At 50.0% G+C, this 26,312-nt stretch carries 19 protein-coding genes and 1 pseudogene; 12 read left to right on the forward strand and 8 right to left on the reverse strand.

Annotation, left to right across the window (positions count from 1 at the left end; translation table 11 throughout):
* The first annotated feature begins 34 nt into the window (after positions 1-34).
* Both RAL91_RS22215 and RAL91_RS22220 read left to right on the forward strand, forming a co-directional pair.
* Positions 35-466: a very short patch repair endonuclease gene (locus RAL91_RS22215; protein WP_306263065.1), complete on the forward strand. Its 432-nt coding sequence runs from the start codon at positions 35-37 to the stop codon at positions 464-466.
* On the forward strand, positions 444-1,661 hold the full coding sequence (locus RAL91_RS22220) for a type II restriction endonuclease (RefSeq protein ID WP_306258424.1): 1,218 nt from the start codon (positions 444-446) through the stop codon (positions 1,659-1,661). The genes RAL91_RS22215 and RAL91_RS22220 overlap by 23 nt, the downstream gene beginning before the upstream one ends.
* A gap of 181 nt (positions 1,662-1,842) precedes the next feature.
* On the opposite strand, the gene RAL91_RS22225 is transcribed toward RAL91_RS22220, so the two are convergent.
* On the reverse strand, positions 1,843-2,307 hold the full coding sequence (locus RAL91_RS22225) for a recombinase family protein (protein ID WP_306263067.1): 465 nt from the start codon (positions 2,305-2,307) through the stop codon (positions 1,843-1,845).
* A 60-nt stretch (positions 2,308-2,367) separates the two neighbouring features.
* Between RAL91_RS22225 and RAL91_RS22230 the strand changes: the two genes are divergently transcribed.
* The gene (locus RAL91_RS22230; protein WP_306258425.1) at positions 2,368-3,261 is read left to right on the forward strand and encodes an IS481 family transposase; all 894 of its coding nucleotides are present in this window, start codon (positions 2,368-2,370) and stop codon (positions 3,259-3,261) included.
* 243 nt (positions 3,262-3,504) lie between these two features.
* On the opposite strand, the gene RAL91_RS22235 is transcribed toward RAL91_RS22230, so the two are convergent.
* A complete protein-coding gene (locus RAL91_RS22235) occupies positions 3,505-4,221 on the reverse strand; it encodes an HAD family phosphatase (protein WP_306258426.1) in 717 nt (238 codons plus the stop codon).
* A 918-nt stretch (positions 4,222-5,139) separates the two neighbouring features.
* Between RAL91_RS22235 and RAL91_RS22240 the strand changes: the two genes are divergently transcribed.
* Positions 5,140-6,060 carry a hypothetical protein gene (locus RAL91_RS22240; RefSeq protein ID WP_306258427.1) on the forward strand — a complete coding sequence of 307 codons (921 nt, stop codon included), beginning with the start codon at positions 5,140-5,142 and terminating at the stop codon, positions 6,058-6,060.
* A 344-nt stretch (positions 6,061-6,404) separates the two neighbouring features.
* Here the strand turns inward: RAL91_RS22240 and RAL91_RS22245 are convergent, their stop codons facing one another.
* Positions 6,405-9,206: an AAA family ATPase gene (locus RAL91_RS22245; RefSeq protein ID WP_306258428.1), complete on the reverse strand. Its 2,802-nt coding sequence runs from the start codon at positions 9,204-9,206 to the stop codon at positions 6,405-6,407.
* Positions 9,203-9,652: a plasmid mobilization relaxosome protein MobC gene (gene mobC / locus RAL91_RS22250; protein ID WP_306258429.1), complete on the reverse strand. Its 450-nt coding sequence runs from the start codon at positions 9,650-9,652 to the stop codon at positions 9,203-9,205. The genes RAL91_RS22245 and mobC overlap by 4 nt, the downstream gene beginning before the upstream one ends.
* A gap of 821 nt (positions 9,653-10,473) precedes the next feature.
* On the opposite strand from mobC, the gene RAL91_RS22255 reads away from it, so the two are divergent.
* On the forward strand, positions 10,474-11,685 hold the full coding sequence (locus RAL91_RS22255; RefSeq protein WP_306258430.1) for a sodium:proton antiporter: 1,212 nt from the start codon (positions 10,474-10,476) through the stop codon (positions 11,683-11,685).
* 382 nt (positions 11,686-12,067) lie between these two features.
* Here the strand turns inward: RAL91_RS22255 and RAL91_RS22260 are convergent, their stop codons facing one another.
* Positions 12,068-12,829, reverse strand: coding sequence for a DeoR/GlpR family DNA-binding transcription regulator (locus RAL91_RS22260; protein WP_306258431.1), 762 nt, complete (start codon positions 12,827-12,829; stop codon positions 12,068-12,070).
* 102 nt (positions 12,830-12,931) lie between these two features.
* Here RAL91_RS22260 and RAL91_RS22265 point away from each other — a divergent pair, with 102 nt between their 5' ends.
* The 5 genes from RAL91_RS22265 to RAL91_RS22285 all read left to right on the forward strand — a co-directional run bounded on the left by RAL91_RS22265 (position 12,932) and on the right by RAL91_RS22285 (position 20,155).
* Positions 12,932-15,388, forward strand: a complete 2,457-nt coding sequence (locus RAL91_RS22265; RefSeq protein WP_306258432.1) for an FAD-dependent oxidoreductase — start codon at positions 12,932-12,934, stop codon at positions 15,386-15,388.
* 234 nt (positions 15,389-15,622) lie between these two features.
* Positions 15,623-16,645: a putative 2-aminoethylphosphonate ABC transporter substrate-binding protein gene (locus RAL91_RS22270; protein ID WP_371932452.1), complete on the forward strand. Its 1,023-nt coding sequence runs from the start codon at positions 15,623-15,625 to the stop codon at positions 16,643-16,645.
* Positions 16,646-16,776: 131 nt separating this feature from the next.
* A complete protein-coding gene (locus tag RAL91_RS22275) occupies positions 16,777-17,922 on the forward strand; it encodes a putative 2-aminoethylphosphonate ABC transporter ATP-binding protein (protein ID WP_306263071.1) in 1,146 nt (381 codons plus the stop codon).
* The gene (locus tag RAL91_RS22280; RefSeq protein ID WP_306258433.1) at positions 17,919-19,934 is read left to right on the forward strand and encodes a putative 2-aminoethylphosphonate ABC transporter permease subunit; all 2,016 of its coding nucleotides are present in this window, start codon (positions 17,919-17,921) and stop codon (positions 19,932-19,934) included. The genes RAL91_RS22275 and RAL91_RS22280 overlap by 4 nt, the downstream gene beginning before the upstream one ends.
* A gap of 98 nt (positions 19,935-20,032) precedes the next feature.
* Positions 20,033-20,155, forward strand: a complete 123-nt coding sequence (locus RAL91_RS22285) for a hypothetical protein (RefSeq protein ID WP_306258434.1) — start codon at positions 20,033-20,035, stop codon at positions 20,153-20,155.
* Between the two features lie 24 nt (positions 20,156-20,179).
* On the opposite strand, the gene RAL91_RS22290 is transcribed toward RAL91_RS22285, so the two are convergent.
* The 3 genes and pseudogenes from RAL91_RS22290 to RAL91_RS22300 all read right to left on the reverse strand — a co-directional run bounded on the left by RAL91_RS22290 (position 20,180) and on the right by RAL91_RS22300 (position 23,363).
* The gene (locus tag RAL91_RS22290) at positions 20,180-20,896 is read right to left on the reverse strand and encodes an HAD family hydrolase (RefSeq protein ID WP_306258435.1); all 717 of its coding nucleotides are present in this window, start codon (positions 20,894-20,896) and stop codon (positions 20,180-20,182) included.
* A gap of 307 nt (positions 20,897-21,203) precedes the next feature.
* Positions 21,204-22,183: pseudogene (locus tag RAL91_RS22295) on the reverse strand (IS630 family transposase).
* Positions 22,184-22,403: 220 nt separating this feature from the next.
* Positions 22,404-23,363 (reverse strand): dihydrodipicolinate synthase family protein, encoded by a 960-nt coding sequence (locus RAL91_RS22300; RefSeq protein ID WP_306258436.1) that lies wholly within the window; start codon positions 23,361-23,363, stop codon positions 22,404-22,406.
* A 111-nt stretch (positions 23,364-23,474) separates the two neighbouring features.
* Between RAL91_RS22300 and RAL91_RS22305 the strand changes: the two genes are divergently transcribed.
* Positions 23,475-25,460 (forward strand): VCBS repeat-containing protein, encoded by a 1,986-nt coding sequence (locus RAL91_RS22305; protein ID WP_306258437.1) that lies wholly within the window; start codon positions 23,475-23,477, stop codon positions 25,458-25,460.
* Between the two features lie 68 nt (positions 25,461-25,528).
* Positions 25,529-26,308 carry a shikimate dehydrogenase gene (locus RAL91_RS22310; protein WP_306258438.1) on the forward strand — a complete coding sequence of 260 codons (780 nt, stop codon included), beginning with the start codon at positions 25,529-25,531 and terminating at the stop codon, positions 26,306-26,308.
* The last annotated feature ends 4 nt before the right edge of the window (positions 26,309-26,312 follow it).

A 26,312-nucleotide genomic window follows, 5' to 3' on the forward strand; every position in this document is an offset into this window, starting at 1 on the left:
CGACCATGTGACGCCAACCGTTCGCAGCCGGATGATGGCTGGTATCAAGGGCAAGAACACCAAGCCTGAAATGATAATCCGATCCGCGCTTCACCGGCGCGGAATCCGTTTTCGGCTCCACCGGAAAAACCTTCCCGGAAAACCCGATCTTGTCTTTAACGGACGCAACGCCGTGATTTTCGTTCATGGGTGTTTTTGGCACGGCCACAACTGTCATTTGTTCCGCTGGCCAAAGAGCCGCCAGGATTTCTGGCGGGAGAAGATCAGAAAGAATACCGAGCGTGACCGGAGGCAGTATCTGGCCCTTGCCGATAATGGCTGGCGCATTGGCACGGTTTGGGAATGCGCCCTGAAGGGCAAGACCCGTCTTTCTATTGAGGATATTGCCGATCAGTGTGCCATATGGTTGAAATCGGATATAAAATCACTGGAGGTAAGCGGAAATGAAGCGGGGGCAACTGTCTGACTATTTTGAAGGTGTCGGGATTAAACGTTTGTCCGCCGTCGATGCTGAACCGAAAACATCCAACCAGCACGAAGTTGGCACAACCAAGAAGATGCGGGATGATTTTCTGGGTGAGACACACCAGCAGAAATTCCCTGCGATCTACATCTGGCTTGGTGGTGATCAAGAAGGCATCACTGAAGAAAGCTGGGCGACGCATTACGATTCCCGCTTCAATAAGCCACGCGCCGCTGAATGGCGGCTTTACTACCCCTCCAATCCTGTCACCGAGGCCATGGGCGAGGGTGACACCCTGTTCCTTGCCAAAGACCAGAGTGGCCTTCTGTGGTTCATCGTAGCCCCTGAAAGCTCCACCAGCGAACAGCAGCTCTTCTGGCTGTTTGGCCTGCGTCCAGAGGGAAAGTCCTTTGTATCGCGCGAGTTCTCAGTCGAAGAACCAGAGCTGGACTTCGCGGCCCGTTTCATCCTGGATGAGATAGGTGTCGAGTTTGAGGAACCGGAGGCGGACAAGCTGGACGCCATCATCTACAAGTTCGGGACCACATTTCCGAAGACGGCCGAGTTCTCCGATCTTGCCCGCCTCACATTGCCCGAGGTCAGAGCCGAGGATGACCCTGACGCCGCGCTGATCGCGTGGCTGGACCACGAGGAGGCGCTGTTCAGGCGTCTGGAGCGCCGGGTTGTGTCATCAAGGATCGAGGCAGGATTTGTCAATAGCGACGGCACCGATGTTGATGGCTTCATCAGTTTTTCGCTGAGCGTTCAAAATCGCCGGAAATCGCGCATGGGCCATTCATTGGAACATCATTTGGCGGCAGTTCTAAGGTCGCATGACGTTCAGCACGTCCGTGGCGCCGTTACAGAACACAATCACAAGCCTGACTTTCTATTCCCTGACCTCGCCACTTATCAAACCGCTCCGCCAGAAGGCGATGTGAGGTTGACCATGTTAGGGGCAAAGTCCACCTGCAAAGACCGCTGGCGGCAGGTCTTGGCAGAAGCGGAAAAGATCAGTCGAAAACATCTTGTGACTCTAGAGCCGGGAATTTCCGAGCCGCAAACGCACCAGATGGAAGCATCGAGCCTTCAATTAGTCGTACCTAAGCCAGTTCAGGCTAGCTACACAGTAGCGCAGCAGGGATGGCTTTGGTCTGTTGCGGACTTCATTGGGGCGGTCAGATTAAAGCAGACCTGAATACGCTAAGGTGCACATTCCAAGTTTGCTCTACCCGCAATCCTAGTTATTCTGCGATCTCTGCGACGAAGGTCTGCTTCTAATTTGGGTGACCATTGAACTCACACCCCCAACTTCGCCGTTTGTGGCACCGCAATAGGCTTGGCCAAGGAATTTGCCTTCATGCGACAGGCACTTGCATTTAGAAAAGCCTCAGTCCCAATTGGCGTCGCACATGTGAATTTTCAATAGTACATTGGAGCTCCGTGAAGCAAATTTGCGACGGGTCATGACCGCAATGAAAGTGGAAATGAGCCGAGGAAGAAGAAATACCGGAGGCGGCAAGATGTGTGTTGTTAAACAACACCACTTGGCAAGGGGGCAAAGCCCCCGTTGCATCCCCGAGTAACGGCATATCTACAGTTGGGTCGATTGTCTCATTGAGTGATTGAAAACCTACATTTCGCGCTTTGAAGACTGCCACCACACCGAGAAGATGCGGCAATGAACGCCCAACCTTATCCAATCGCCAGACTGTCAGAACATCGCCAGCATCGAGGGAGCGCAAAAGCTTTTCCAGTTTTGGCCGCTTGAGCGATGCGCCAGACACTTTCTCTGTGACAACCTTTTCACAGCTAGCCGCCTTTAGAGCATCATGTTTGTAGATATGTCGTTACTCGCGGGACATTTCCATTAACCTCCCAGAATTGGGATGAAGGAGATGTTTATGAACAAGGATCAACGCGAGGTTCTGCGCAAACTACGCATTTTACGATACGCTGACGAAATGGGGCATGTTGCCAAGACCTGCCGGTTTTTTGGTATTGGCAGGACGAGCTTTTATCGATGGCGAGACGCCTATGCCAAACGCGGCGAAGACGGGCTGATAAACCGACCGTCCATTCCCAAGCAGCATTACAATAGAACACCTGTTGAGATCGAAGAGAAAGTCCTTCATCTACGGCGTAAATACCATCTGGGACCGATCAGGATCGTTTGGTATCTGGAGCGCTATCACGACATTAAAATGTCCGATTCTACGGTCTCCCGGATACTTAAACGAAACTGCATGAACCGCCTTCCTCGCGGCACCCGTATCCGCAAAGTCCATACCAAACGCTACAACAAACAGGTGCCGGGTCACCATATTCAGATGGATGTTAAGTTCCTTACATTCAAAGGGAAACAAGGTGAGAAGGTCCGTCGCTTTCAATATACAGCCATCGATGACGCAACCCGGGTCAGAGCCCTCAAAGTCTATGAGAAACACACCCAGGCAAACGCTATCGACTTTGTCGATCACGTCATCGAAAAATTCCCTTTCCGCATCAAGGAAATCAGAACGGATAACGGACATGAGTTCCAGGCCAAATTCCATTGGCATGTCGAAGATCTCGGCATCAGGCACGCATATATAAAACGTGGAACGCCTCAGTTGAATGGAAAAGTTGAACGTTCACACCGGTCCGACGGTCAGGAATTCTATCAGTTGCTCAGTTACAAAGGCGACGTTGATCTCGAGGCCAAACTCGAGGAATGGGAGCGCTTTTACAACTTCCACAGGCCGCACGGTGCCCACAATGGAAAGACACCTTACGAAGCGCTCCGGGAGAAGCTATAATCAACAAACAAGATGTCCCACGAGAAACCGCACCTTACATTACGCTGCCCAGACAGCATAATGCCATTTCCAATTCTAGAAACGTGGCGCGCGCCGGACGCTCACTTCGTTGTTTTGTTTGTCATTGCTCAATCCTACTCAGGAGTTTGAGCCTCCGACAATCCCGGGGCGGTTCACCCCGCTCAAAAGGGTCCATCTGTATAACTCCGTTTAATTATCCCACCAACCGCACTCGGCCAAAGATTAAAGTTCCAATTTGTTGATCCACGTGACTCGCAAACCCCCTAACATTTCACGAACATCGGATTGCGGAACAAATGTACAACACTCTGAATTAGTCATATTGGACAGATCCTTTTTGACTTCTTCTTCCGTTTCACTTTTGGTGATGACGTAAGAAAGCTGTGCCGCTTTAAATATGGGCACATCAGATATCGTGTCTCCAAACGACAGGGCGACTTTTTTGCCTTGCTTCATTAGTCTATCAACTATGATCTGCTTGCTAGAGCTGATCGCGAGATTCATAGCTACCGATCCATCGTACGACCCATTGCTGTCGAAACCTAATTCCAAACCAAAGCAATCATCTATATCAATCCGCTCTGCAATGTGTTCGACTACTACCATCGGTGCCCCTGAGACCAAAACAGGTGAGATCCCGAGTTCTCGGATAGTTTCAATTAGCGGTATGGCGAAGTCATTAAGCCTCGCGTTTGTTGACCAAAACTCGTGCACTAAATTGCTCAAGTTGGCCGGGTGCAATCCTTGCATTGCTTCCGCGTAGGTATTGACCACGTCCCATGCCATACTTTCATATGAAGATTTTTTCTGCTGAAATTGGTTTAAGCTGGTCAACATCTTGGTTTCGTGACGAATAGGAACGACCCCTGTCCGTACCAGGAACTTCAACCAATCAAAAATGACGAACCCTTCTCGAAGCGTCCCGTCCCAATCTAACAAGCAAATATATTTCTTGACTGGTTCCAGGACAGACTTCCCCTATTTTGATTGGCTATCGCAATGTGCCTACAGGGTTCCAATCCTGAGTTCAGTTTTTCTCAATTATCAACCGAGCAGGTAGGCTCCAGCACTACCACCACCATAGTTCGATTCAACTTCTCTGGTATGAGACTTTGATTTCAGTTTCTAATATGCGTTTTCGCTTAAGATAAGAAGTGGTGAGCAGCCCCGAGGTCCGGGGCTGCTCGAGGTTCAGAGGCTCTTCTTGCACAGAGACCTAATTACTCTTATCAAAGAGCTACGTTATCGAGCGACGAAGTATCGCTTTTTAATCGACTCGCGGACCGGAACCGAGCGGCTTTTCCCACTCGTTCCCACTGGCTTGCGCCTGTTCTAGGCGCTCTTGAGCCTGTTCGGGGCTGCCTCCCTCACCGTGATGACCTTCGCCATCCGATGCAACGTAGTGGTTATCACCAGGGAAACATGACTTGTCTTCCATTTTCGTATCCATAATAGTTCTCCGTGACTGCATCACCAGCTGATCCTACGCAACGGATTTGCTGTTCCGTCAAGGCCAACCCAGACGTTAAGTATGGTACCGTTCAGGTACTGGTGCGCCGCGATGGTGCAGTCTGGATGGAGTGCTGTACCGCGCACCTTCCCTGAGCCCTTCTACTAAAGGGCTCAGGGATTCTTTTTGTCAGGCGGACTGATTTTTCGAAAAATCAGGAGCATAAGCGTGGAATCCGCAACCCGCTTTTGCCTGCACATATTTATTCTTTTTCTTCTAACTATTTCGACTCTGGGTTTCGTGCATATAATCTGTGGCCGACCGGGTATTATTGCATCTGGTTTATTTTCCGCTTGGTTGATAACTTTACGTAATTTTCGAAAAATAGGCTTCAGAGGGAATTGGTCATGCAAGGAAAGTTGGAACACCACCGCCGCTTGGTCGCTGCTTTAACGCTGATACGAAAAAACCTAAAATCAACATCCACCAGGAGATTAGCGTCGGTCTCGGACTTGCTATCTGCGCTGAACGCTAAGAAGGAAGAAGCGGTCTTCTCTCGTCCGGCTTTGGACGAACGCATGAAAACACACGCTTTTTCGCACGAAGAAGAAACTGCCATTGTCGCTCTGACTAAAACGGAGTTGGGCATCTCAGATCTACGGATGCTTGATCCGATGATCGATGAGGATCCCACACTAGTACCTGACGTTCTTCTTGAATCAGAAAGCTTGTTGTCAGGCGAGTCGTTTTCGACAGAGAAGTCCTTTGTGGAGGGGCATTGGCAAATAGCAATTGTTTACCCAGAAACAAAAACTGCTAAGTTCCAGGCACGCGTCCTGACTATGGTTCTTTCAACGCTCAACCGGGATCCAGGCCGGATGGAGTGCCTGATTTTATCTCAGAGCAATACCTGGTTTGGAAACGCCTTTGGTGAACGCCAATGTCTATCCGCACTGGTCCGTTCAAAAATAACCAACGAAGCTGCTTACTGTGCCTGCAACGTGCCGTTTCGGGAAGAACCAATCGCGGGCATTTTTACTGTGTTGGAACGAGACAATTCTTCTCGGAGGCGTGGGTTAGTATCATTCTATTTTTGTGGCGAAAAGGTTCAGAATCCTACAAAGGAACTCGGAGGCGATCGTACAGCCAAGGAATTGCTGCTTGATGACAAGATGCGTGAAAAAATCCGCTCTTCGGTTCCAGGATCTCTTTTGAGCACGGCTGAGGCGAAAAGCAAGTTGCCGAAAGCCTGGGCATTCGCAAAGGAATGTGGAATTGATCTCTCAAGAGAAAAACATTCCGAAGGGCTAAAAATTGAGTGGCCCTAGTCTGCTATAACTTCCAAAATGTTTGTTTCAGCTAAAGCAGCATCTATTTTTTTGATCACTGCAAACGATCTTTTAAAACCCACAAGGACAAGCTCATCTGCTGTCTGGATATGTGGGTAACCCGTTCGACAATGACCTCATCGCATCTAGCTTGGGTTAGTGCCTTCTTTTGCTGATCAATTATTTCGGGGTCGTTCCCATTATCTCTTATGTATCCTGCTTTTCTCATAAATGATGTCCCCAAGCTCTGAATTATTTGTGTAAACTGTTGTAATATATACACTAATTGTAACATGCTTTTGGTTGATCACAAAGAATTTCGTATGACGAAAACTCAGCCCAATCTACCTCTCCCGGCGCAGCTTGTTTGACCTTGTTGGTGCAGGCACACGCTCCCGCTTCATTCCTGGCATGTTGTCGCTGTCGCTATAGAAGCGGGCGTCATGTTTGTGGCGTGTGAGAGCGACGTAGGTCAGGTGTTTGTCCAGCGTTCGCGACGATAGGACAAATGATCTATCCACCGTTGCGCCCTGGCTTTTGTGGATGGTGGTGGCGTAGCCATGATCAATGGAGGCGTATTGGCTTGGGGAGAAGGTCAGGCGGCGCGGGCTGCCGTTATTGGCACCATCAAGGGTAACGAATATGTTGTCTTTGGTGATTTTTTCAATCGTCGCTAAAGCACCATTCTTAACGCCAAGCTCGGTATCGTTTTTGGTGAAGATTATGCGGTCATTGGGGGCGAAGGCACGCTTGCCATGAGTGGTTTTGAAATAATGCTCATCGACCAGTTCACCGCTTGATTTGCGAGCCATGCGAACAGCCTGATTGATAGCATGGACATCTTTGCGGCGATGGGCGAAGGCCAGCCGTGAGGCGCTGTTGCCGCGTGTTTCGATATCAACCATATAATCCTGTACCAAGGCGGCAATGGCGTCATCCTGGCTTTTGGTGGTTTTGACCGCGCCGTGCTTTTGATAGGCATCTATCGCCTTTCCGGTATTGCCCGTCGCCAGATCAAGCGAGGCTTGGCGCTGCCAGTCTGATTTTTGGCGACGAATTTCTGTGAGTTTTGCCGCGCCAATATTTTCAGCAATATCTTTAAACGGCGTTCCCGCATTGATGGGCTGTAATTGTTCTGGGTCGCCGACAAGAACGAGCTTTGCACCATATTTCTTGGTGTGCTCGACAATACGGTTCAATTGGCGTGTGCCAATCATTCCGGCTTCATCAATCACCAGAACATCGCCGGGTTTTAATTGGTTGTAGCCGTTCTTCCAGCTCATTTCCATCGAGGCCAAAGTGCGACTGATAATGCCGGAGGCGCTTTGCAGACCATCGGCAGCTTTACCGGACAATGCCGCACCAAAAACCTGATAGCCTTGTTTTGTCCAAGCCTCATGCGCGGCGGCAAGCATAGTGCTTTTACCGGTCCCGGCCAAGCCGATAACGGCGCTTATTCGTTCTGGATTTAGAATATGATTTATCGCCGCTTGTTGCTCATCGCTCAGGCTTGCCCCATGCAATTTTTGCAATATCGCGTTTTGACGTTTGATGGCGTCATGCGTATGGGTAGATTTCACGCCATGAGTGTTTTGATCGACCATGATTTTTGCGTCATGGGTGAGCCCGCTTTTAAGCCCCTCCATTTCCCGCGTTGAATAAATCGGTAGCGGATCACTTTTGATCTCGACCAGTTCTTTCGAGCGCAAAACCGCATCGGAGGCGGCGCGTAAGGCCAACGGATCATCGATATAATTAGCCAGCCCGTGTAGAATATCACGGCGGTTAAACTCGGACTTTTTATCGGTGATAATATCCAGAATTTTAACCGGCGATTGCCGGACTTGTTGCGCCGTATAGAGTTGGTCTTCTTCGGGCAGTAAAAGCGCTTGGTCGGGATCTGCCAACAGATCGACACCAAGCAGCTGTTCGTTAAGGTCAAAAGCATTCTCGCGATGCAGTTTCGCCAGATGCACCGCGTGTTGTTCTTTGAGGGCGCAAAATTCTTCCTCTAAGCCGCGTCTTTCACCGAGCTGCCTTTCAATCAGTTTTTGCAGCTCCACCTGGTCACGGATTTTATCTGCTTCTGCGGCCTGTGTGTGTTCAGCACGCAAAACGTCGTATCTGCCGGAAAGCCGCGCCCAGAGTGCTTTCACTCCTATCGGTAAAAGCGCGACGCGGGATTTAACGACTTCAATCCGGCGCGTCTCTTGTGCTGCCTCCAATGCTGCACGTGTTTGTCTGTGATCACCGACAAGAGCGCGGCGTTTTGATTCAAGGGCATCAATTTGATTCTGAAAAAGTGTTTCAGCTTCTGCAAAGGCGGCATCAAACGGAGCGCCCACCTTATCGGCAAAGCGTTCTGTGATACGCAATTGGACATCATCAACAGAAGGCAGCTTTTCAATATCACCAAGGCGCGCGCGTAAGTCTTTGGTCTTCACGCCAAGCCAGCGCGAAAGCGAATAAACTTCGCCCTGACCATCAACCGCAACAAAGCCGCGTCTGTCACCCTTGGCGAGTGTCAAACCATGTTCAGACAGAGCGGCGGCAAAGGCGGCCTTTGAATCAGAGCCCGCCCAGCAACCCAGCAAAAGGCTTTTTAATTCCTTTGGGTCACGTCGAACCCTTTTTGCTTGCTGGTGTTCAGCTTGGGAGTAATTGAGTTGGTCTCGTTCCTCGCTGTTCATCAAACCGCGTGGCATTTGCCAACCATGTTCAAGGAATAGCTCCCGCGATAGTTCTTGTAGCTTGCGCTTGTAAAGTGAGACATTCAGCGCACGCATGCGGACAATATCAATGCGTGACCACACACAGTGGGCGTGACGTCTGCCTTTCTTCTCGTGAAAGATAATTGCGCGGGGTTGGCCGGTTAATCCAAGTTTTGCTTCAATTCCGGCAATGGCTTGTTCATATGCTTCGACAGAAACACTCTCCATTTCCGGCGGACTTAAGACCAGCGAGAACATGAAGTTCCTGCACTTCGTTCCCCGGCTCACCGCATAGGCTTCTGTTAAAGCCTCGGTCAGATCATCAGATACAAATCCAGAAATTTCATGCACGCGGACATGCTCATTCTCACGCGTGTTCAAAAGATGCCGCGCCAATTGCGCAGCACCACCGCGTTCATTGCCCTTTAAAATCAATGTTGCGTCTGCCCGCCAATACCGAGCGCCTGCGTCAGATCGAGCCGCATTGAGCGCACATAGGCATAGGCTTCGTTGATCTGGTCTTCGCTCTGCTGATCCAGTAATAGCGTGCCGCAATTGGCGTCATAGGCAAGCTGGTTCAGATTATTGGCAATCCGCGATTGCCCCAATAATCCCAACACCCGTCCCAAAGCTTCTTGATCTTTGACAGGAGCGCGAAGCCTTATCTTGCGCGGCGCACTATCACCGCCAAACAGACACTTACGAATATAGGCACTCACCGACATTCCCGCCGATAAGTGTTTTAGCTGCGCCAGTTCCTCATCTGTCACCCGAAAACCCACGAACGGCGGCTTGGCTGGCTTGATTGCTCCATTGGTGACGGCATCCGCAAACACAGCGCCAACAGCCTTACGGCCCTGAAACCCGCCGTCCTTCCTCATAGCGATGGCCCCCGAGGGCGAGTACTGCGCGCCGCCAGCGTTCGTTTTGCTTCTGGTGATGTTATGTCTGTTGCATGATACAGCAAGTTAAGTTGTGGGCGCACTCCCGCAACCAATGCCTCTTGGTTTTTCATAAAGTCGCGTTTAGGGTCAGCCCCCGCAACCAAAATTTTCCTTATTAATCAATATGTTAGACCTAGTCGAGATTTTGCGTTGTTTCGCGATTTTCGAATTAATAAGGCTATAATAAGGTGGCGGAATAGCAATCAGTAGGAAAGCAGGGTGATTGCTGCTCTGAATTGCGGCGCAAATCAAAGATATCCATGTTCAATTTCGCGACGCAAATCATCTGCGCAACCGCTGAAACTTGGTTCACTTAGAAATCTGAATAGCAACTGCTTCATGCGTCTCAATATACTGCATTATGCAGTGGTGACAGATCGATAATCCGCTCTCACGATACAATGAAGCCATCATCGGATGATGATATTCTGGCGGAATTGGTAATTATTTTGATCTCAACCCATGATCTGATTCGTGTTTCGATGTAAAAATGGGCGGGCGGCAGACTTTCGTTTCAGTTCACATAAACGGTCGCTATGCGGACAAAGCGCACGCTTGGAACCATGACTTGAATGTCAATTTAAATGCATCCCGATCTGGATGTTATCAGCTGCGGATGCCGAGGCGACTGATCGCTTTGAACGCAACAGTTCGGCTGCGATGACCATGATAATTCTGCTGTTTTTGAATTTGAGTCTCTAACGAATTTGTTCCGTTGCCCTCCTTGTGCTTTTAACCAATTACGGCCAAAAGTGATTATGGAACATAGCGGTACAAACATTGAATTGATCGTTCTGGGCATTCTGGTTTGTACCATCGCCTATTCTTTGCTGACCAAGGTAGTTTCTAAAACAATATTGACACTCCCGATTATCTTTGTGGGAATTGGCTATCTTTGTGCGCCTGTGACCCAATCCCTCGGCACGACAGTGGAACTCCGCGAGTCAGCACGTTTTCTAGCCGAGTTGACACTGGTTCTCATTCTTTTCGCCGATGCCAGCCATGTTCGCTTTTCAGGATTGAAAATAACCTTCGCAATTCCGTTACGCATGCTGATTATTGGATTGCCTGGATCAATCGCATTGGGAACTCTGGTGGTGTTTTACGTTTTTCCGGCAGGAGGTCTGGCCCTGGCACTGCTAACGGCTGCGTTGTTGGCTCCAACAGATGCCGCAATTGGGCAAGCCGTTGTATCGAGTGCCAGGGTTCCCGAGCGTTTGAGTCAATCAATGAATGTGGAAGGCGGCCTGAATGACGGGCTGGTTCTTCCCTTTGTCCTTTTGGGAGCAATTTTAGCCTCGACCAACATGACAGAAACGGATGGGTTGGCGCTTTTTGCAGTCACGCAGGTTGTCCTGGGACCGATAGTTGGCCTTGCAATAGGCTGGATCAGCGCAAAAGCTCTCGACTATGTGCAGCAGCGCGATTGGATTGTTGGAAGCGCCCAAGGCATCGTCTTTCTGTCCACTGCCTTTGTGAGTTTCATTGCAGCTGTGCTTGTCGGGGGAAACGGGTTTATTGCAGCATTTGTTGCCGGTGCCGTTTTTGGCAACACATACCGAAATGACATCCACTTCATTAAGGAGTTTATGGATGGTGCCGGACAGCTTTTGACCATGGCAGCGTTTCTGGTCTTTGGCGCATTAATGCTGCCCGATGGCTTAGCCCATATCTCTTGGTCTACAGTCTTAGTCGCCATTTCATTCCTGACAGTCATACGGATGCTGCCTATCCTTGTGTCGCTTGCAGGTACAGGCCTTGCAATGCGGGAAAAGCTGTTTCTTGGGTGGTTTGGTCCGCGTGGTCTCGCATCCATCCTGTTTACGCTGATCATTATGGATGAGTTTGAGTTCCCAAATGAAGAAGAGCTGTTAGCTTGTGTCTCACTGACCGTCGCACTTTCGGTATTGCTGCACGGGGTCAGTGCATCTCCGTTGGCAAAGCGCATTGGAATCAGCACGGAAACTTGAGGTCACGCCGCTACATTTGGTTTTTATGCGAAATTTGCTAACTGGATTGCAGTCGCACTCCGATTGAATGTCACGTGTTCCGCTGAAGACTCCCTGATTTGAAGTTGAGGTCAAACCCCATTGATAGGATTGATTTTAATTAGCAAATCAGACTCAAGGATTCCAATCAATGATTTGGAGGCTTTGATGGGATATCTGTTTTGGCTGTCTGAGCTGCTGCGGCAGTCGCTCCGCGAAGTGATAGCCCTATTGGCAGCGCCCGCACTCCACCATTCGCCAACATCAGGCACTCAACATGCGTCCAACAGTCCCGGAAAATCTGTCATAAAATGGCTCATGACGTTAGACCGGACGCGGGAACGGGTTTTGTGTTGGGCTGGGTTCACTCTGGTGTCAAAACATCCAAACCCAGGTGATTCAGATACGTTGCCAATTCGGTCGTTGGTTGAATGTCTGTGGCTAGAAAGGCAGCCTGGTCAGCACGTCTCAATCGAACAGATGCCGATTTGTCAAATTTTTCATGCCCCGCCACAAAAAGCGGCGTCGTCGCTGCGGCAATCATAGCATCGCGCATCTTTGCGACGTCGCGATCATAATCTGTGAAACCGTGCTCTGCGCTTAGTCCGCCAACACCGATGAGCGCAAAGTCGGCGCGATAGTTCGACAGCATTTCCAATGTGTCATGCCCTCGTGTCGAGTATTCCGACCGGCCCAGTTTTCCACCAAGAACTTGAACCTCAGCAGCCGTCGCTACCATGATCAATGCCACGGTCAGGTCATTGGTATAGATGGTGAGGTCGTTTTTCCCTGTCAGTGCGCGGGCCGCCATCAATGTGGTGGAGCCGGAATCAATGATGACAGATGCGCCATCCGGAATCATGCCGGCAACAATCTGTCCGATCTTTTGTTTGCCTGCGTGATTGATATTCTGACGCTCGCTCATCGCCGCCTCGGTCTTTTCGATGCGTGTTGCGCCGCCCCGAACCTGTTGCAACAAATTCTGCTTTGCCAAATGCGATATGTCACTTCTGATCGTTTCACGGCTCACATTCAAGCGATCGCCCAATTCGATGATTGAGACAAATTTGTGCGCCTCGATTGCGCTCAAGATAATCGAATGACGTTCTTCAGGAAGAGGGATCACGACACGGCTCCGGGCAAATTGCAAACAATTTTCTTGCAAAATTTCGCATATATTGGCAAATTTTTGCAAATACCTGTCTTGCCCGTTTATAGGATGCTCATTGTGCCGTCAAACACTCTCCCCTCAGCCGCTCAAATTGTCATCATCGGAGGTGGCATTGTCGGCTGTTCCGTTGCCTACCACCTCACAAAGCTGGGCCGGAAAGATATTGTCCTGTTGGAACAGGGGCAATTGAGTTCAGGTACAACTTGGCATGCTGCCGGGCTTGTCGGACAATTGCGCGGTCATGCAAGCATGACGGGCCTCATTCAATACTCCACCAAATTGTATGCAGAACTTGAGGCAGAAACCGGACTGGCAACCGGCTGGAAAAGCTGCGGCTCGCTTTCGGTTGCACGCACAGGCGAGCGCATGACCCAATTGAAGCGCACAGCGGCGTCTGCCCGGGCGCAGGGCGTGGAAGTCGAAATGGTGACGGCAAGTGAAGCCGGCGATCTGTGGCCGGTGATGGCAATTGATGATCTACAAGGCGGTATTTGGTTACCGAGCGATGGCAAAGCCAATCCGACAGATCTGACGCAGTCCTTGGCGAAGGGCGCACGAAATGGCGGCGCGAAAATTATCGAGGGCATTCATGTAGCTGACATATCAACACGCGATGGTGTCGTTACCGGGGTTCGCACGGACCATGGTGATGTTAAAGCGGAGATCGTCGTTAATTGTGCTGGGCAGTGGGCAAGAAAAATTGGCAAGATGTGCGGCGTGTCGGTGCCACTGCATTCAGCAGAGCATATGTATATCGTGACCGGCAAAATTGGAGGTGTTCACACGGATCTTCCCGTGATGCGGGATCCTGATGGTTACATATATTTCAAAGAAGAAGTTGGTGGTCTGGCCATGGGCGGATTTGAACCGGAAGCCAAACCGTGGGGCATGGACGGCATTCCCGATGATTTTGAGTTTTCATTATTGCCGGATGATTGGGACCAGTTTGAGATACTTATGGAAAACGCGTTGATGCGCGTGCCTCAGTTGGAACATGCCGAAGTCCGAAAATTCTACAATGGTCCGGAAAGTTTTACACCGGACAATAACTTCCTGTTGGGCGAAGCGCCGGAATTGAAAAATTTCTTTGTGGGCGCAGGTTTCAACTCCATGGGCATTGCCAGTGCTGGCGGCGCCGGAAAATCTTTGGCCGAATGGATCGTCAACGGTGCGCCGACAATTGATTTGTGGCCAGTGGATATTCGCCGGTTTGCAGGCTTCAACAACAATCCCAAATGGCTTCACGATAGAATTAAAGAAACGCTGGGGCTGCATTACGCCATGCCGTGGCCAAACCGCGAGCTGGACACAGCACGCCCCTTCCGCCGTTCGCCACTTTACGACCGGCTTGAGGCAAAAAATGCTGTCTTCGGATCAAAAATGGGTTGGGAGCGGGTAAATTATTTCGCGGGTGTCGGTGAAAAACCCGGAATTGAATACTCATTTGGCAGGCAGAACTGGCACGAAGCAGTCAAACGTGAGCATGACGCTGTGCGCAATGAAGTTGGGATATTCGATCAAACATCGTTCTCCAAGCTGATGGTCGAGGGCAAGGATGCGTGCAATGTTCTCAACGAAATCTGCGCCGCCAATATTGATCGGCCCATCGGCAGTTCAGTTTATACAGGTCTGCTGAATGACCGCGGCGGCTATGAAAGCGACCTGACGGTTTTGCGGTTGGGAGAGCAAAAGTTTCTCATCATCACCGGTTCAGCTCAAACGGTTCACGATGCCGATTGGATAAGAAAGAACATGCCAACTGATGCACATTGCCATATCAGCGACGTCACGGGTGCCTGGTCGGTATTGGCAATCATGGGCCCCAACGCTCGCACCCTGCTTGAGCGGGTCTCGAAAGCTGATTTCACCAACGCTGCATTTCCGTTCGCAACGGTTCAGGAAATCGACATTGGTTACGCTACCGTATTCGCCAATCGTATGACCTATGTCGGTGAATTGGGTTGGGAGCTGATCCTGCCAACCGAATTTACAGTTGGGGTGTACGAATTATTGCACGAGGTTGGCGGTGATCTGGGTCTGATAGATGCAGGCTACTACGCGCTTGAGGGCCTGCGCATCGAAAAGGGATTTCGAGCCTGGAGCCGGGAGTTGACGCCCGAAATCAATCCTTACGAGGCAGGTTTATCCTTTGCGGTAGACATGGAAAAGCCAGGGGGGTTTATTGGCAAGCAAGCATTGCTAGAGCACAGGGAAGCCGCAAAATTGACCAAGCGTATTGTGCAATTTACGCTTGATGATGCTGACGCACAATTGTGGGGTGGGGAGCTTGTCCTGCGAAATGGAACGCCTGTTGGTGAAGTTCGTTCCGCTGCCTATGGTCACACGTTAAAGTCTAGTGTTGTATTGGCGTTGCTGCAGGATAATGCCGGAATCGACAAAGCCTATATCAAATCGGGTGTTTTTCAAATTGATCTGGCCAGTGAGTTGTTGTCGGCGCAGGCGCATTTAAGAAGCCCTTATGATCCCAAATCAGAACGGGTGAAAGTAGGCTGAAATTCATCCGAGCCCAGAGCGCCCTAACGGCTTGTTGAAGGCTTATCAAATCAGCCATCCATCATTAAAATCAATTTACCCATCAGAATTATCGATTTTAGCTATGCAATGCAAAAGGCAATGTTGATAATATGTAAGCTGAAGGACCTGCTTGGACTGTGTAAAAATGATAATATCGCATGGTCTTGTCGATACCGAGGCCAAGTTTTTAACTATCAAAACCGGGAGAATTTTATGATCAAAAAGACCCTCAAGACCCTTTCGATGGGTGTCGCGTTGGGAACTGTCGCATTTGCATATGCAAATGCTGCCGAACTCACCGTGTACACAGCTGTCGAGGCTGAAGATCTGGCCCGCTATGCGGCTGAATTCAATAAGGATCACCCTGATATTAAGATCAACTGGGTTCGTGATTCAACGGGAATTGTGACCGCCAAACTGTTGGCAGAAAAAGACAATCCTCAAGCAGATGTGGTCTGGGGTTTGGCTGCAACATCTTTGCTGTTGATGAAATCCGAAGGCATGCTGGAAGGATATGCGCCAGCAGGTGTTGAAAACCTCGATCCCAAATTTGTCGACAAGAGCACTCCGCCAACATGGACTGGTATGGACGCTTGGGTCGCCGCTGTTTGCTACAATACTGTTGAATCCGAAAAACTGGGTCTAACACCGCCTAAAACATGGAAAGATCTCACGAAGGTCGAATATAAAGGCCACGTGATTATGCCAAACCCGAATTCGTCCGGCACAGGCTTTCTGGATGTTTCCAGTTGGCTCCAGATGTTCGGTGAAGTTGAAGGCTGGGCATACATGGATGCGCTGCATGAAAACATTGCGCGTTACACTCATTCTGGCTCCAAGCCCTGCAAGCTGGCAGCAGCGGGTGAGATTCCAATCGGTATTTCCTTCGCTTTCCGCGGTGCCAAGTCTAAAGAAGACGGCGCGCCGCTTGAAATCATCGTGCCGGAAGAAGGCGTTGGTTGGGACATGGAAGCGACAGCCATCATCGCCGGTACAGATGCTCTGGAAGCCGCAAAAACTCTGGTCGATTGGACTGTGACCAAGAAGGCCAATGAAATGTACAACACTGGTTATGCGGTTGTAGCTTATCCAGGTGTCGCAAAACCCGTCAAACATTTCCCAGCAAATCTGGCTGAGAAAATGATCGATAATGATTTCGAATTTGCCGCGAATAACCGCGCAGCAATCTTGAAAGAATGGCAGAGCCGCTACGACTCAAAATCTGAGGCTAAATAAATCAAAAACCAAAGTGGCGCTTCATAATGAAGCGCCATTTTTGTATCCGGCGGTCTATACAGCAGCCACGCCACCTTATTAAGTTGAACAATAATTGACTGCCGTTCCGGGAGGTTGGTGTGACCATTGAGATGACTGATTCAACAACAAGGGACGCCGCCCAGCAGGACCAGTCCTTCCTGACTATCGAGGGCCTATGGAAGGCTTTCGGCAATTTTGTTGCGCTCAAAGACATTTCACTGGAAATCCAACAAGGCGAATTCATTTGTTTTCTCGGCCCGTCAGGCTGCGGGAAAACGACATTGCTCAGAGCTATTGCCGGGCTGGACATTCAATCGCGCGGGTCAGTTGCACAAGATGGCAAAGATATTTCCAGTCTGCCCCCGGCTGAGCGCGATTTTGGGATCGTATTTCAATCTTACGCGCTGTTTCCAAACCTGACGATTGAAAAGAATATTGCATTTGGCCTCGAGAATATTGGCATGCCCAAGGACGCAATTGCCGCGAGGGTGGCAGAACTTTTGGAACTGGTGGGTCTGCCCGAGCAAGGCAAAAAATATCCGGCACAACTTTCTGGCGGACAGCAGCAACGTATCGCTTTGGCGCGCGCCATCGCTTCTAAACCTGGGCTGCTTTTGCTGGATGAACCACTTTCAGCGCTGGATGCGAAAGTACGCGTATCACTGCGCCACGAAATCAAGGAGCTCCAAAGAAAACTGGGCGTCACGACCATCATGGTGACCCACGATCAGGAGGAAGGTCTTGCGATGGGCGATCGCATTGTCGTTATGAACCATGGTGTTGTGGAGCAGATTGGGACACCAACCGAAATTTACAGAGATCCGGAGAGCCTGTTTGTTGCCGACTTCATTGGTGAGATGAACCAAGTAAAAGCCAGCTCAACGGGCAATGATGGCGTGATGATCGGCAAAACGTCTTTCAAATGTATCGCGCACAACTTTCCATCAGGCACAGCTGTCATTGCAGCCATACGCCCTGAAGACATCATTCCACATGGAGAAGGCGCTCGTTCCCCCGGCGCAATAGACGTTGTTGAAACGCCTGAAAACATGATTGATGTTGAGATTGTTGATATGGAATTTCTCGGCTCCTTCTGGCGTGCGGAATTGAGTGGTGCACAATCGGATGGCCTGACGCTGGTGGTGAATTTTTCAGTCAACGCCATCCGCAGGATGGAATTGGGTGTTGGTAAAAAACTGTCGATTGAAATTCCCCTTGATCGACTGAAGGTATTTCCACTGGACAATGCGACATGACCGACGTGTCTCACGCATCGCTGCCGGCGGGCAAAAATGTCAAGCCCAAGCTCGGCGTTGATGATTGGATCATGCGTGGTTTTATCGCTATGATTGCCGTCTATTTGGTCATCGCTCTGGCCCTACCGCTCTATTCCATGTTGTCGAAAGCTTTCGCCACCTATCAATTTAATCTGACACAATTTGAGTTTCAGGTCAGCGACGATACCGGAAATTTCGACGGTACAATATTCACCGCGCAATCGCTGAATGAGGAAACGGGCACGTATGGACCAGATGATCTGGCTGCTGGATCAAACGGCCGTCTGAATGTCACGGCCTGGTTTCCAGACTTTTCTTTCCGAAGCCCTGTTCGCTACAAGATACGCGGAACCACTGATAGTGCTGTTTATCTGTTCGGATCAGAGCGCCGCAGCGGAATTGATTGGAACGAGTTTGATTCCAATCAATTCCGTAAAGTTGTGTTGCGACCTGAGGCAGATAATGGCCTGAGCAATTTCATACGCTATTTTTCCACGCCATCTCTGGTACGTTCGATAAGCAACTCACTGCTGATTTCCGCCATAAGCACGGTGATTACCGTATCGCTGGCTTTTGGGTTCGCCTATTCGCTTGCCAGAAGCCGAATGCGCTTCAAGGGTGTTTTTAGGTTAATCGCGATGGCGCCAATTTTGGTGCCTTCGCTCTTGCCCGGCATCGCACTGGTCTATCTGTTCGGAAATCAAGGCATGCTGAAATCATTTATGATGGGCGAGTCGATCTATGGCCCTTACGGCATTATCATTGGGTCAGTCTTCTTCACATTTCCCCATGCCATGCTGATCATCACCACCGCTTTGGCAATTTCGGACGCGCGTCTTTACGAGGCCGCAGTTACTCTTAGGGCCAGCAGCTGGCGGACGTTCTGGACCGTGACCATCCCCAGCGCACGGTATGGTTTGATTTCCGCAGCATTTGTTGTGTTCAATCTGGTCATCACCGATTTCGGTCTGCCCAAAGTTATCGGTGGGCAATTCAACATGCTGGCTGTGGACATCTACAAACAGGTGATTGGCCAGCAAAATTTTGAAATGGGTGCCGTTGTTTCAGTGGTACTGCTCATTCCGGCGATGTTTGCATTTGCAATCGATCGGATTATCCAGCGTAAGCAGGTTGCCTCCCTGTCAGCCCGTTCTGTCGTTTACCAACCCAAAGTCAGTCCCCGTTTTGACTGGATGTGCTTCGCATATTGTTCTGCAATTGCGATTTTTATCGCCGGTATTCTGCTCGTCTGCCAGTATGCGGCACTGGTCAAATTCTGGCCCTATGATCTGAGCCTCAGCCTGAAGAATTACGCCTTCGATCTGATGGATGGCGGCGGTTGGAGCGCCTATAAGAATTCCATCAAGCTGGCGCTACTGACCGCTTTTTTCGGTACCATCGTGGTGTTTATCGGCGCTTACATGGTTGAAAAAACGCAAGGCTTCAAAACCGGACGCACATTGTTCCAGTTTTTGGCTATGCTGCCGATGGCAATTCCCGGGATGGTTTTGGGCTTGGCCTACATTTTCTTTTTCAACAATCCTGACAATCCGCTTCACGTTATCTACGCGACAATGACCATTCTCGTTCTTTGTACCGTCACTCACTTTTACACAGTGTCACACCTGACGGCTGCAACAGCACTCAAGCAAATGGACAATGAATTTGAGGCAGTTTCGTCATCGCTCAAACAGCCATTCTATAAATTATTTGCCAGAGTAAGTGTTCCGGTTTGTTTGCCGGCCATCCTGGACATATCGATTTATCTTTTTGTGAACGCCATGACGACGGTTTCGGCTGTGGTGTTCCTTTATTCATCAGGGACGGCGCTCGCCTCCGTCGCGGTATTGAACATGGATGATGCGGGTGATGTCGCCCCCGCAGCCGCGATGGGCATGATGATTCTCTATACAAATGTGGCTGCGCGAACGATCCACGCATTGGTGTCAAAAGGACTGCTCGCGCGAACCCAAACATGGCGATATCGATGAACAATAAGCGCCACGCAGTGGATTGGGTGGAGAGAAAGCGCGTCAGGCATTTCCTTTAAAGTTCAAAGTTGTGCCATTCGCTGGTTCCCAATATGCGAATGGCGCAGAGAAGAACAATTGAGGAAGCATGGCGATATGTCGGCAAGCTTGTGGAAGACATAAGCCCCGCCGAATGCGCCAAATTGCTGCGTGTGGATCATGCGGGCGACATTGATGCCTGAGAGGCTTGTCCCGCTTTTCCAGACTCAATGACACGAGGACGAGAAAACATTGCCGAGTTGGGAAATATCGTTCAGGATCATATCAGCAAGAGGGCTTAAATCCGCATGAGTGCCATTGCCACTCAACACGCCAATGCTCATTCCTGCCTTCCCCGTCCTGGCCATTTGCAGATCTTGAGGATTATCGCCGATCATCGCAACCCGCTCCGGGCTTAATTCTATAGTTCTGCAAAAGGCATCGAACATGCCCGTATCAGGCTTGTGGCCGAAACCGGAATCATACCCTGAAACAAAACTGAAATGGCTCGCCAGCCCCATCTGCTGGAGAAATACCCGAATGGCATTCTCACTGTCGCTGCTGGCAACGCCTAACTGATATCCGCGTTGACGCAGTTGACTTATGATCTGGACCAAGCCGTTAACCGGCACTGCATTCTGCATAGCTTTTGAAAACTCTGAATCCAACATGCTGATGAGTTCAGTCTTTAAAAACAGAGCGCCATTTTGACTCCAGATCTCTGCAATTTCTTCGGTACTTCCGGCGCCAAGAAGACTACCAGCCTGAACCGCACCGGACTTTGGATCGAAACCGGTCGAGACCAGAAGATGGAGAGCAATAATTTCATCGCCCCGTGCTGCCAGCCGCGCTGCTTTCATATTTATAGGTACCCAAGTCTCGTTGTATTTGAGAAGAGTACCGTCCTTGTCAAAAAGCACAGCTTTTATCTTTGAAGAACCCATTTAGCGACCTTATAAAAATTACGTATTGCTCCCATAAACCAGAGACCAAACCGAACGTACAATAGCATACCAAGTCTATTGTCGGGGGTGTAAGGCTAATGTGGGCCAGTCTTTGAACGGTCAGAAGCGCGTTCCGACAAGCCAAAAACAACAATGCCTTTTTTATCAAAATCGGCTCTAAGGTATCAATGAGTTGAAAGTGGAATTGCTGCGATAATGCTGTCATCGAGGCTTTTTTTTCAAAATCACCGAGGCTGAACTCATTCGGCGTCACAAATGGAAAACACAGCATTAGAGTCTTTCACGTTTAGACGGAAGCATATCCTGCGTTTTTGAGACATTTGGCGCATTCGGCGGGGCTTATGTCTCCCACGAGCTTGCCGACATATCGCCATGCTTCCTCGATTGTTCTCTTCTGCGCCATTCGCATCCAGTGCTTGATCTTGGCAAAGGTCTGCTCAATGGGATTTAGATCGGGTGAATATGGTTGCAAAAACCACAGGCGCGCTCCGGCGGCCTTTATGGTGTCTCGAATGACCTTTGCCTTGTGGCTGCCAAGGTTGTCCATCATGACGATGTCACCAGGCTTCAAGGTTGCGATGAGGATTTGCTCCACATAGGCGCGGAACGAAATCCCATTGATGGGTCCGTCAAAGACGCAGGGAGCCGTCAGCCCATTACAGCGCAGGGCAGCGATGAAGGTCATGGTGTTCCAGTGCCATGTGGCGCATAGCCTCTCAGGCGCTTGCCCTTTGTACCCCAACCCCGAATGGGCGCCATGTTGGTCTTTATCCATGTCTCATCCATTGCCGGCAGGCAATTGCAAAGCAAATGCCGAGAGGGATGAACACCAATCGTCGTGGATCAAGCTGGCCCATGAAGCTCTTCCAACGCCGCCTGCGCCGCACCACATCAGCGCGACCCTGTTCAAGGCCGAACAGTGTTTTTTTTAAAGCTTAATCCCTCACGGCGCAGGAAATGCCACACCGCATTGTGAGAAACTGGGGTGCCTCGCTTGGCCAGAAGGGCCCTCAGGCCATGAAGGGTCAGATGTGGTGTATGCTTGATCTGATCCAGAATAAAGTCACGATGCGGGTCGAGAACAGATTTACGATAGCCGCCAATCTGACCAGGTTCGACACTACCCGTTTGCCGGTAACGTTGATGCCACTTGACGACGCTCGAAACCGCAACGCCAAAGCGCTCCGCTACGACCCTTGTCGTTTCCCCCGAAACAACGGCATTTACCGCGCGCTCGCGCAGATCATTGGAATAAGGTTTCGCCATATGTGCTGGCCTCCTTGCTCCAGCACACATCTTGAATCAGAAAAATAACCAAAAGGGAATCATTTTGATTCAGTCAATCCGTGAAACGCTCTAGGTCACCGACGCCCTGTTCCAATATATCGGCGGCTTCTACAACTCGTGCCGAAAACCCTCAGAAACAGCAGAAATATCTCCGTCAAATTTGAACGAAAATCAGCCTAAATTGGAATTGGATGCGGAATTAATACGTGACGCGTCCATGCACCGCATGCTCCGCAATTCGGCGGCGGAATATCTCCGCACCCGAGTGTATATGGTCCACTATCGCATCAATTGCCCAATGTTTCTCACGAATATCGTCTCCAATTACGCGTGAACGGATCGTCCCAAACGTGCCAATCTTTTGATGATAAATCTTCGCCAATCCGGGATACCCCATGGGTTCAGCGCAGGCTGAGAGAGCTAGGAAATTCACCAAATCTCTGACCAGAGGTGCGTCAGAATTCATATTTTTATAAAGCCAAGCGTAGAGGTCTGGATGAAAGTTTGTGAAGACGCCGGCAAAGCCCTTTGAACCTGCCCGCATGGCGTCGAAGGCGATGGCGGCATTGGCATTGATGATCGAAAATTCACTGCCCTTTACAATTTCCAAACGTCGCTCAACGATTTCCAGGTCGCACGAAACATCTTTCAGAACCACAAACCGACCGGTATCCAGACAAAATTTCAATTCATCATCACTTATGAGCCGTCGAAAGGGAGCTGGGCATTCATAAAGGCCAAGCGGCATGTCCGATGGAATTGAACTCATGATCTTTTGAAGGTTTTGACGGAACACCGGCAGACCTTCATTGTTCTCCGCCAGCCTGTTTGTTACCAGTACCAGTGCATCAATACCCGTTTCGCACATGGCGGCCAATTCGGTGCATTGGTCTTCAATAAGAGTTCCAATATGTCCCGATGCAACAATAGGTATCCGACCGGCGGTTTTTTTGACGACAAATTTTGCCAGGCTGAGCCGTTCTTTCAGTGCAAGTTTCTGCATCTCGCTCGATTGGCAAACAGCAAACAGGGCCCCGCAGTCCTGTGCCAAATACCAATCGATTAATCTGTCCAGGCTGGCCTCGTCAACGAAGTTCTCGCTGGAAAACGGAGTCAGCATGACCGGCACAACGCCATTAATTTTTATCATACTTGTCATATTAAACGCCTTCACCCTGAGCATACAAATCGCTCATAACAATATCAATTGAATTCCGCATAAAGGAATGATATTCCATTAGCAACGATGTTTCGTATATGAGGCCGAAAGTTGAGCGTAAAACGATGGGAAGATGATGCAATCGTCTGGGATGGACCGCACTATGCGGATGAGGCCATTGCTTACGATGACAGTGTCGAAGTTGGCTTCCTGTCCGGTCGCATCATAACCTGTGTTGATGTCGTCGATTGGTATGGTTCTGGTTCTAAGGATGTTCTGTTATCCAGTTGGGACCCTTGTTATGACGGTCAGGTCTACCTTCGGCGTCAGATTGACACAAAGTCAGATGGAACGCCTGTTTTAGGACCAGAGGAACTGGTTGAGGGTATCCGCGGCTATGTGACCTCCTTCTCTGATGGTGACACCTTTCATCTCGTATCTGCATCAAGGCTGCGCAAAACCATTAACGTATACATAAATACGGGCGATGCAGGGCACCCTAAATTCGGCGAACCGATTATTCTGGAATTGGATGCCGACTGGGTAAAGGGAAATGAATTTTACCATTGCGCACGCTTTGCAGATATCGACGGAGATGGGCAGCTTGAACTGATAGTTGGGACGGATTGTTGGGACGATTATTGGCCAAATGGGCTGGAATGGAGCGATCCGGGCTACAAGGCTTACGATGCCGCCGATCGTTGGCTGGGAGGTCCGTTACGCGGTTTTCTCTATGCTTTCAAAAACACCGGCACGCCTACCAATCCAGTCTTGTCAAAGGGTAAGCCTGTTTTTTCCGGCGAAACTCCCATGCAGGTCTACGGACAGTTAGCCCTCGCATTTGGCGACTTTACCAAAAGTGGTAACTGCGATGTTGTGTGCGGCGAGTTCTGGAATATTCTGCATATTGGCAAATCGGACGGCTCAGGCAGATATCAGGAGCTTGAGCTCATTCAAGGGGCAGATGCGCAACCGATTGAGCTTGATCATTGTATTCACTTTCCGTGCGCAGTTGACTGGAATAATGACGGCAATCTGGATTTACTTGTCGGATCGGAAGATGGATATGTCAGCTTCCTGAAAAATACAGGTGTGCTCAGAAACGGCCAACCCGTCTTTGAAAAGATGGGCCGCATTGAAACCACAAAGCCCATTATCCACGCAAGCGTGCTTCCATCACCGGCTGCGTTCCAGCAACCCGGACGTGACCGACCCGATCTGGTCGTTGGAAATTGTTCCGGCGAACTGCTGTTCTATCAGTCGTCCGGATCCGCCTCAAACCCCACATTACTGCGTGAAATCAACATAACGTCTGGCGGCGAACCTATCTGTGTGAGTGCCGGACTCACTGGTTCGATTCAGGGACCTTCCGAGAAAATGTTTGGCTATACCTGTCCTGTTGTATGTGACTGGACAGACAATGGTTTTCCAGACGTGCTGATGAGTGATGTGACGGGACACCATACTTTGTTTGAGAACAAAACCGGCGCTTACCCTCCGGCTCTGGAAGCGGCGCAATTTCTGCATTTTGAAGGCCGCCCGCTTAAGACAGTTTGGCGGGTCAAGCCTAGCGTGGTGGATTGGCTCGGAAACGGTCAACAGCATTACATCACTCTGGATGAAAAAGGGTTTCTGTCAGACTACAAAAGGCATTCCAAAACAGAGCTTCACCAAAAGACCCACCTTAAATGGGAAAATGGTGAGAGAATGTCTTTTACACAGGATGTTGGTGGTGGACAGGGACGCGTTAAATTCTGCATATGCGATTGGACAGGGAACGGCGTGTTCGACATCGTTGTAGGTACACATTGCAAAGCTTCCATCCCGCCTGGCCCTAAAGGTCAACCGCGCCATACGACAAAGCAGGCTGGCATCTTTTTACTTGAGAACACTGGATCAAATGCTGTCCCGGTTTTCGCTCAACCAAGAGCTTTCACCTTCAGGGGTGAAGTTATTCAGATGGCCATGCATGTCGCATCGCCCGAAGTTGTGGACTGGACCGGAGCTGGAGCTCCTGGCCTTGTTGTTGGCGTTGAAGATGGTAGCCTGGTTTGGTTGGACCGACAGCAGCTTGGGCTTGCGGAGGATTTAAACTGATTTTCGAACCAGAAACAGCATTATCGAATAAAGTTTCGCAACGGGAAATTGATGGCGATACTTTTTTAATGGGTGTTCTGGGGGATCCGATATCTCAAATAAAAACGCCCCAAGCCATCAATCTGATCTTCGAAAAACTCGGTGCAAATGTTATTTGCATCCCCTTGCACATTTCTGCGGTCGATTTACAGATAGCCTGGGCGGGATTGAAGGCCCTCCGGAATTTAATCGGATTTGGTGTCACGCTCCCCCACAAGCTTGAGGTCTTTCGCCTCTGCGACAGCGTGGACGAGGTTGCACAACGGGTCGGAGCTGTGAATGTTGTGCGCCGTGAGCAAGATGGCACTTTTCGCGGTTACCAATTTGATGGATTGGGCTTTGCAAGAGGGCTCGAGGCACAAGGGCATAACATCAAAGGACGTGACTGTCTTTTGCTTGGCGCCGGAGGGGCCGCGTCGGCCATTGCCCATGAATTGATTGACCGCGGTGCATCTTCATTGGCAATTGCAAACAGAACACGTTCCAAAGCTGAGAAATTAGCTTCCTGCATCAATGACCGGGCTGGCCGGTCTGTTGCATATGCGGCAGACCCAAACCCAGTAAGCGGGCAATTGATCATCAATTCCACATCGCTTGGCATGAACCTCAGCGACCACATGCCGGTTGATCCAAACTGTCTTGACGCCAGCATGCTAGTCGCCGAAGTGATTGCAAAACCAGAAAAAACAGCTCTGCTGATTGAGGCTGAACAACGTGGCGCGAAAATCCATTCAGGAATTCATATGGTGAATAATCAGGTTGACGAAATCGCGAAGCATTTATCGGAAAACTTACCAAAAGCCTTGTGAAGCG

It is taken from the genome of Pararhizobium sp. IMCC21322 (genome assembly GCF_030758295.1).
In the GTDB taxonomy this organism is placed as follows: Bacteria; Pseudomonadota; Alphaproteobacteria; order Rhizobiales.

What these genes read in the sequence shown, in the direction of transcription:
- RAL91_RS22255 (WP_306258430.1), top strand. Translation starts at nt 10,474, where the DNA reads ATGGAACATAGCGGTACAAACATTGAATTGATCGTTCTGGGCATTCTG.
- RAL91_RS22280 (WP_306258433.1), top strand. Translation starts at nt 17,919, where the DNA reads ATGACCGACGTGTCTCACGCATCGCTGCCGGCGGGCAAAAATGTCAAG.
- RAL91_RS22310 (WP_306258438.1), top strand. Translation starts at nt 25,529, where the DNA reads ATGGGTGTTCTGGGGGATCCGATATCTCAAATAAAAACGCCCCAAGCC.
- mobC (WP_306258429.1), bottom strand. Translation starts at nt 9,652, where the DNA reads ATGAGGAAGGACGGCGGGTTTCAGGGCCGTAAGGCTGTTGGCGCTGTG.
- RAL91_RS22270 (WP_371932452.1), top strand. Translation starts at nt 15,623, where the DNA reads ATGATCAAAAAGACCCTCAAGACCCTTTCGATGGGTGTCGCGTTGGGA.
- RAL91_RS22215 (WP_306263065.1), top strand. Translation starts at nt 35, where the DNA reads ATGGCTGGTATCAAGGGCAAGAACACCAAGCCTGAAATGATAATCCGA.
- RAL91_RS22285 (WP_306258434.1), top strand. Translation starts at nt 20,033, where the DNA reads ATGGCGCAGAGAAGAACAATTGAGGAAGCATGGCGATATGTCGGCAAG.
- RAL91_RS22240 (WP_306258427.1), top strand. Translation starts at nt 5,140, where the DNA reads ATGCAAGGAAAGTTGGAACACCACCGCCGCTTGGTCGCTGCTTTAACG.
- RAL91_RS22275 (WP_306263071.1), top strand. Translation starts at nt 16,777, where the DNA reads ATGACTGATTCAACAACAAGGGACGCCGCCCAGCAGGACCAGTCCTTC.
- RAL91_RS22220 (WP_306258424.1), top strand. Translation starts at nt 444, where the DNA reads ATGAAGCGGGGGCAACTGTCTGACTATTTTGAAGGTGTCGGGATTAAA.
- RAL91_RS22290 (WP_306258435.1), bottom strand. Translation starts at nt 20,896, where the DNA reads ATGGGTTCTTCAAAGATAAAAGCTGTGCTTTTTGACAAGGACGGTACT.
- RAL91_RS22300 (WP_306258436.1), bottom strand. Translation starts at nt 23,363, where the DNA reads ATGACAAGTATGATAAAAATTAATGGCGTTGTGCCGGTCATGCTGACT.
- RAL91_RS22230 (WP_306258425.1), top strand. Translation starts at nt 2,368, where the DNA reads ATGAACAAGGATCAACGCGAGGTTCTGCGCAAACTACGCATTTTACGA.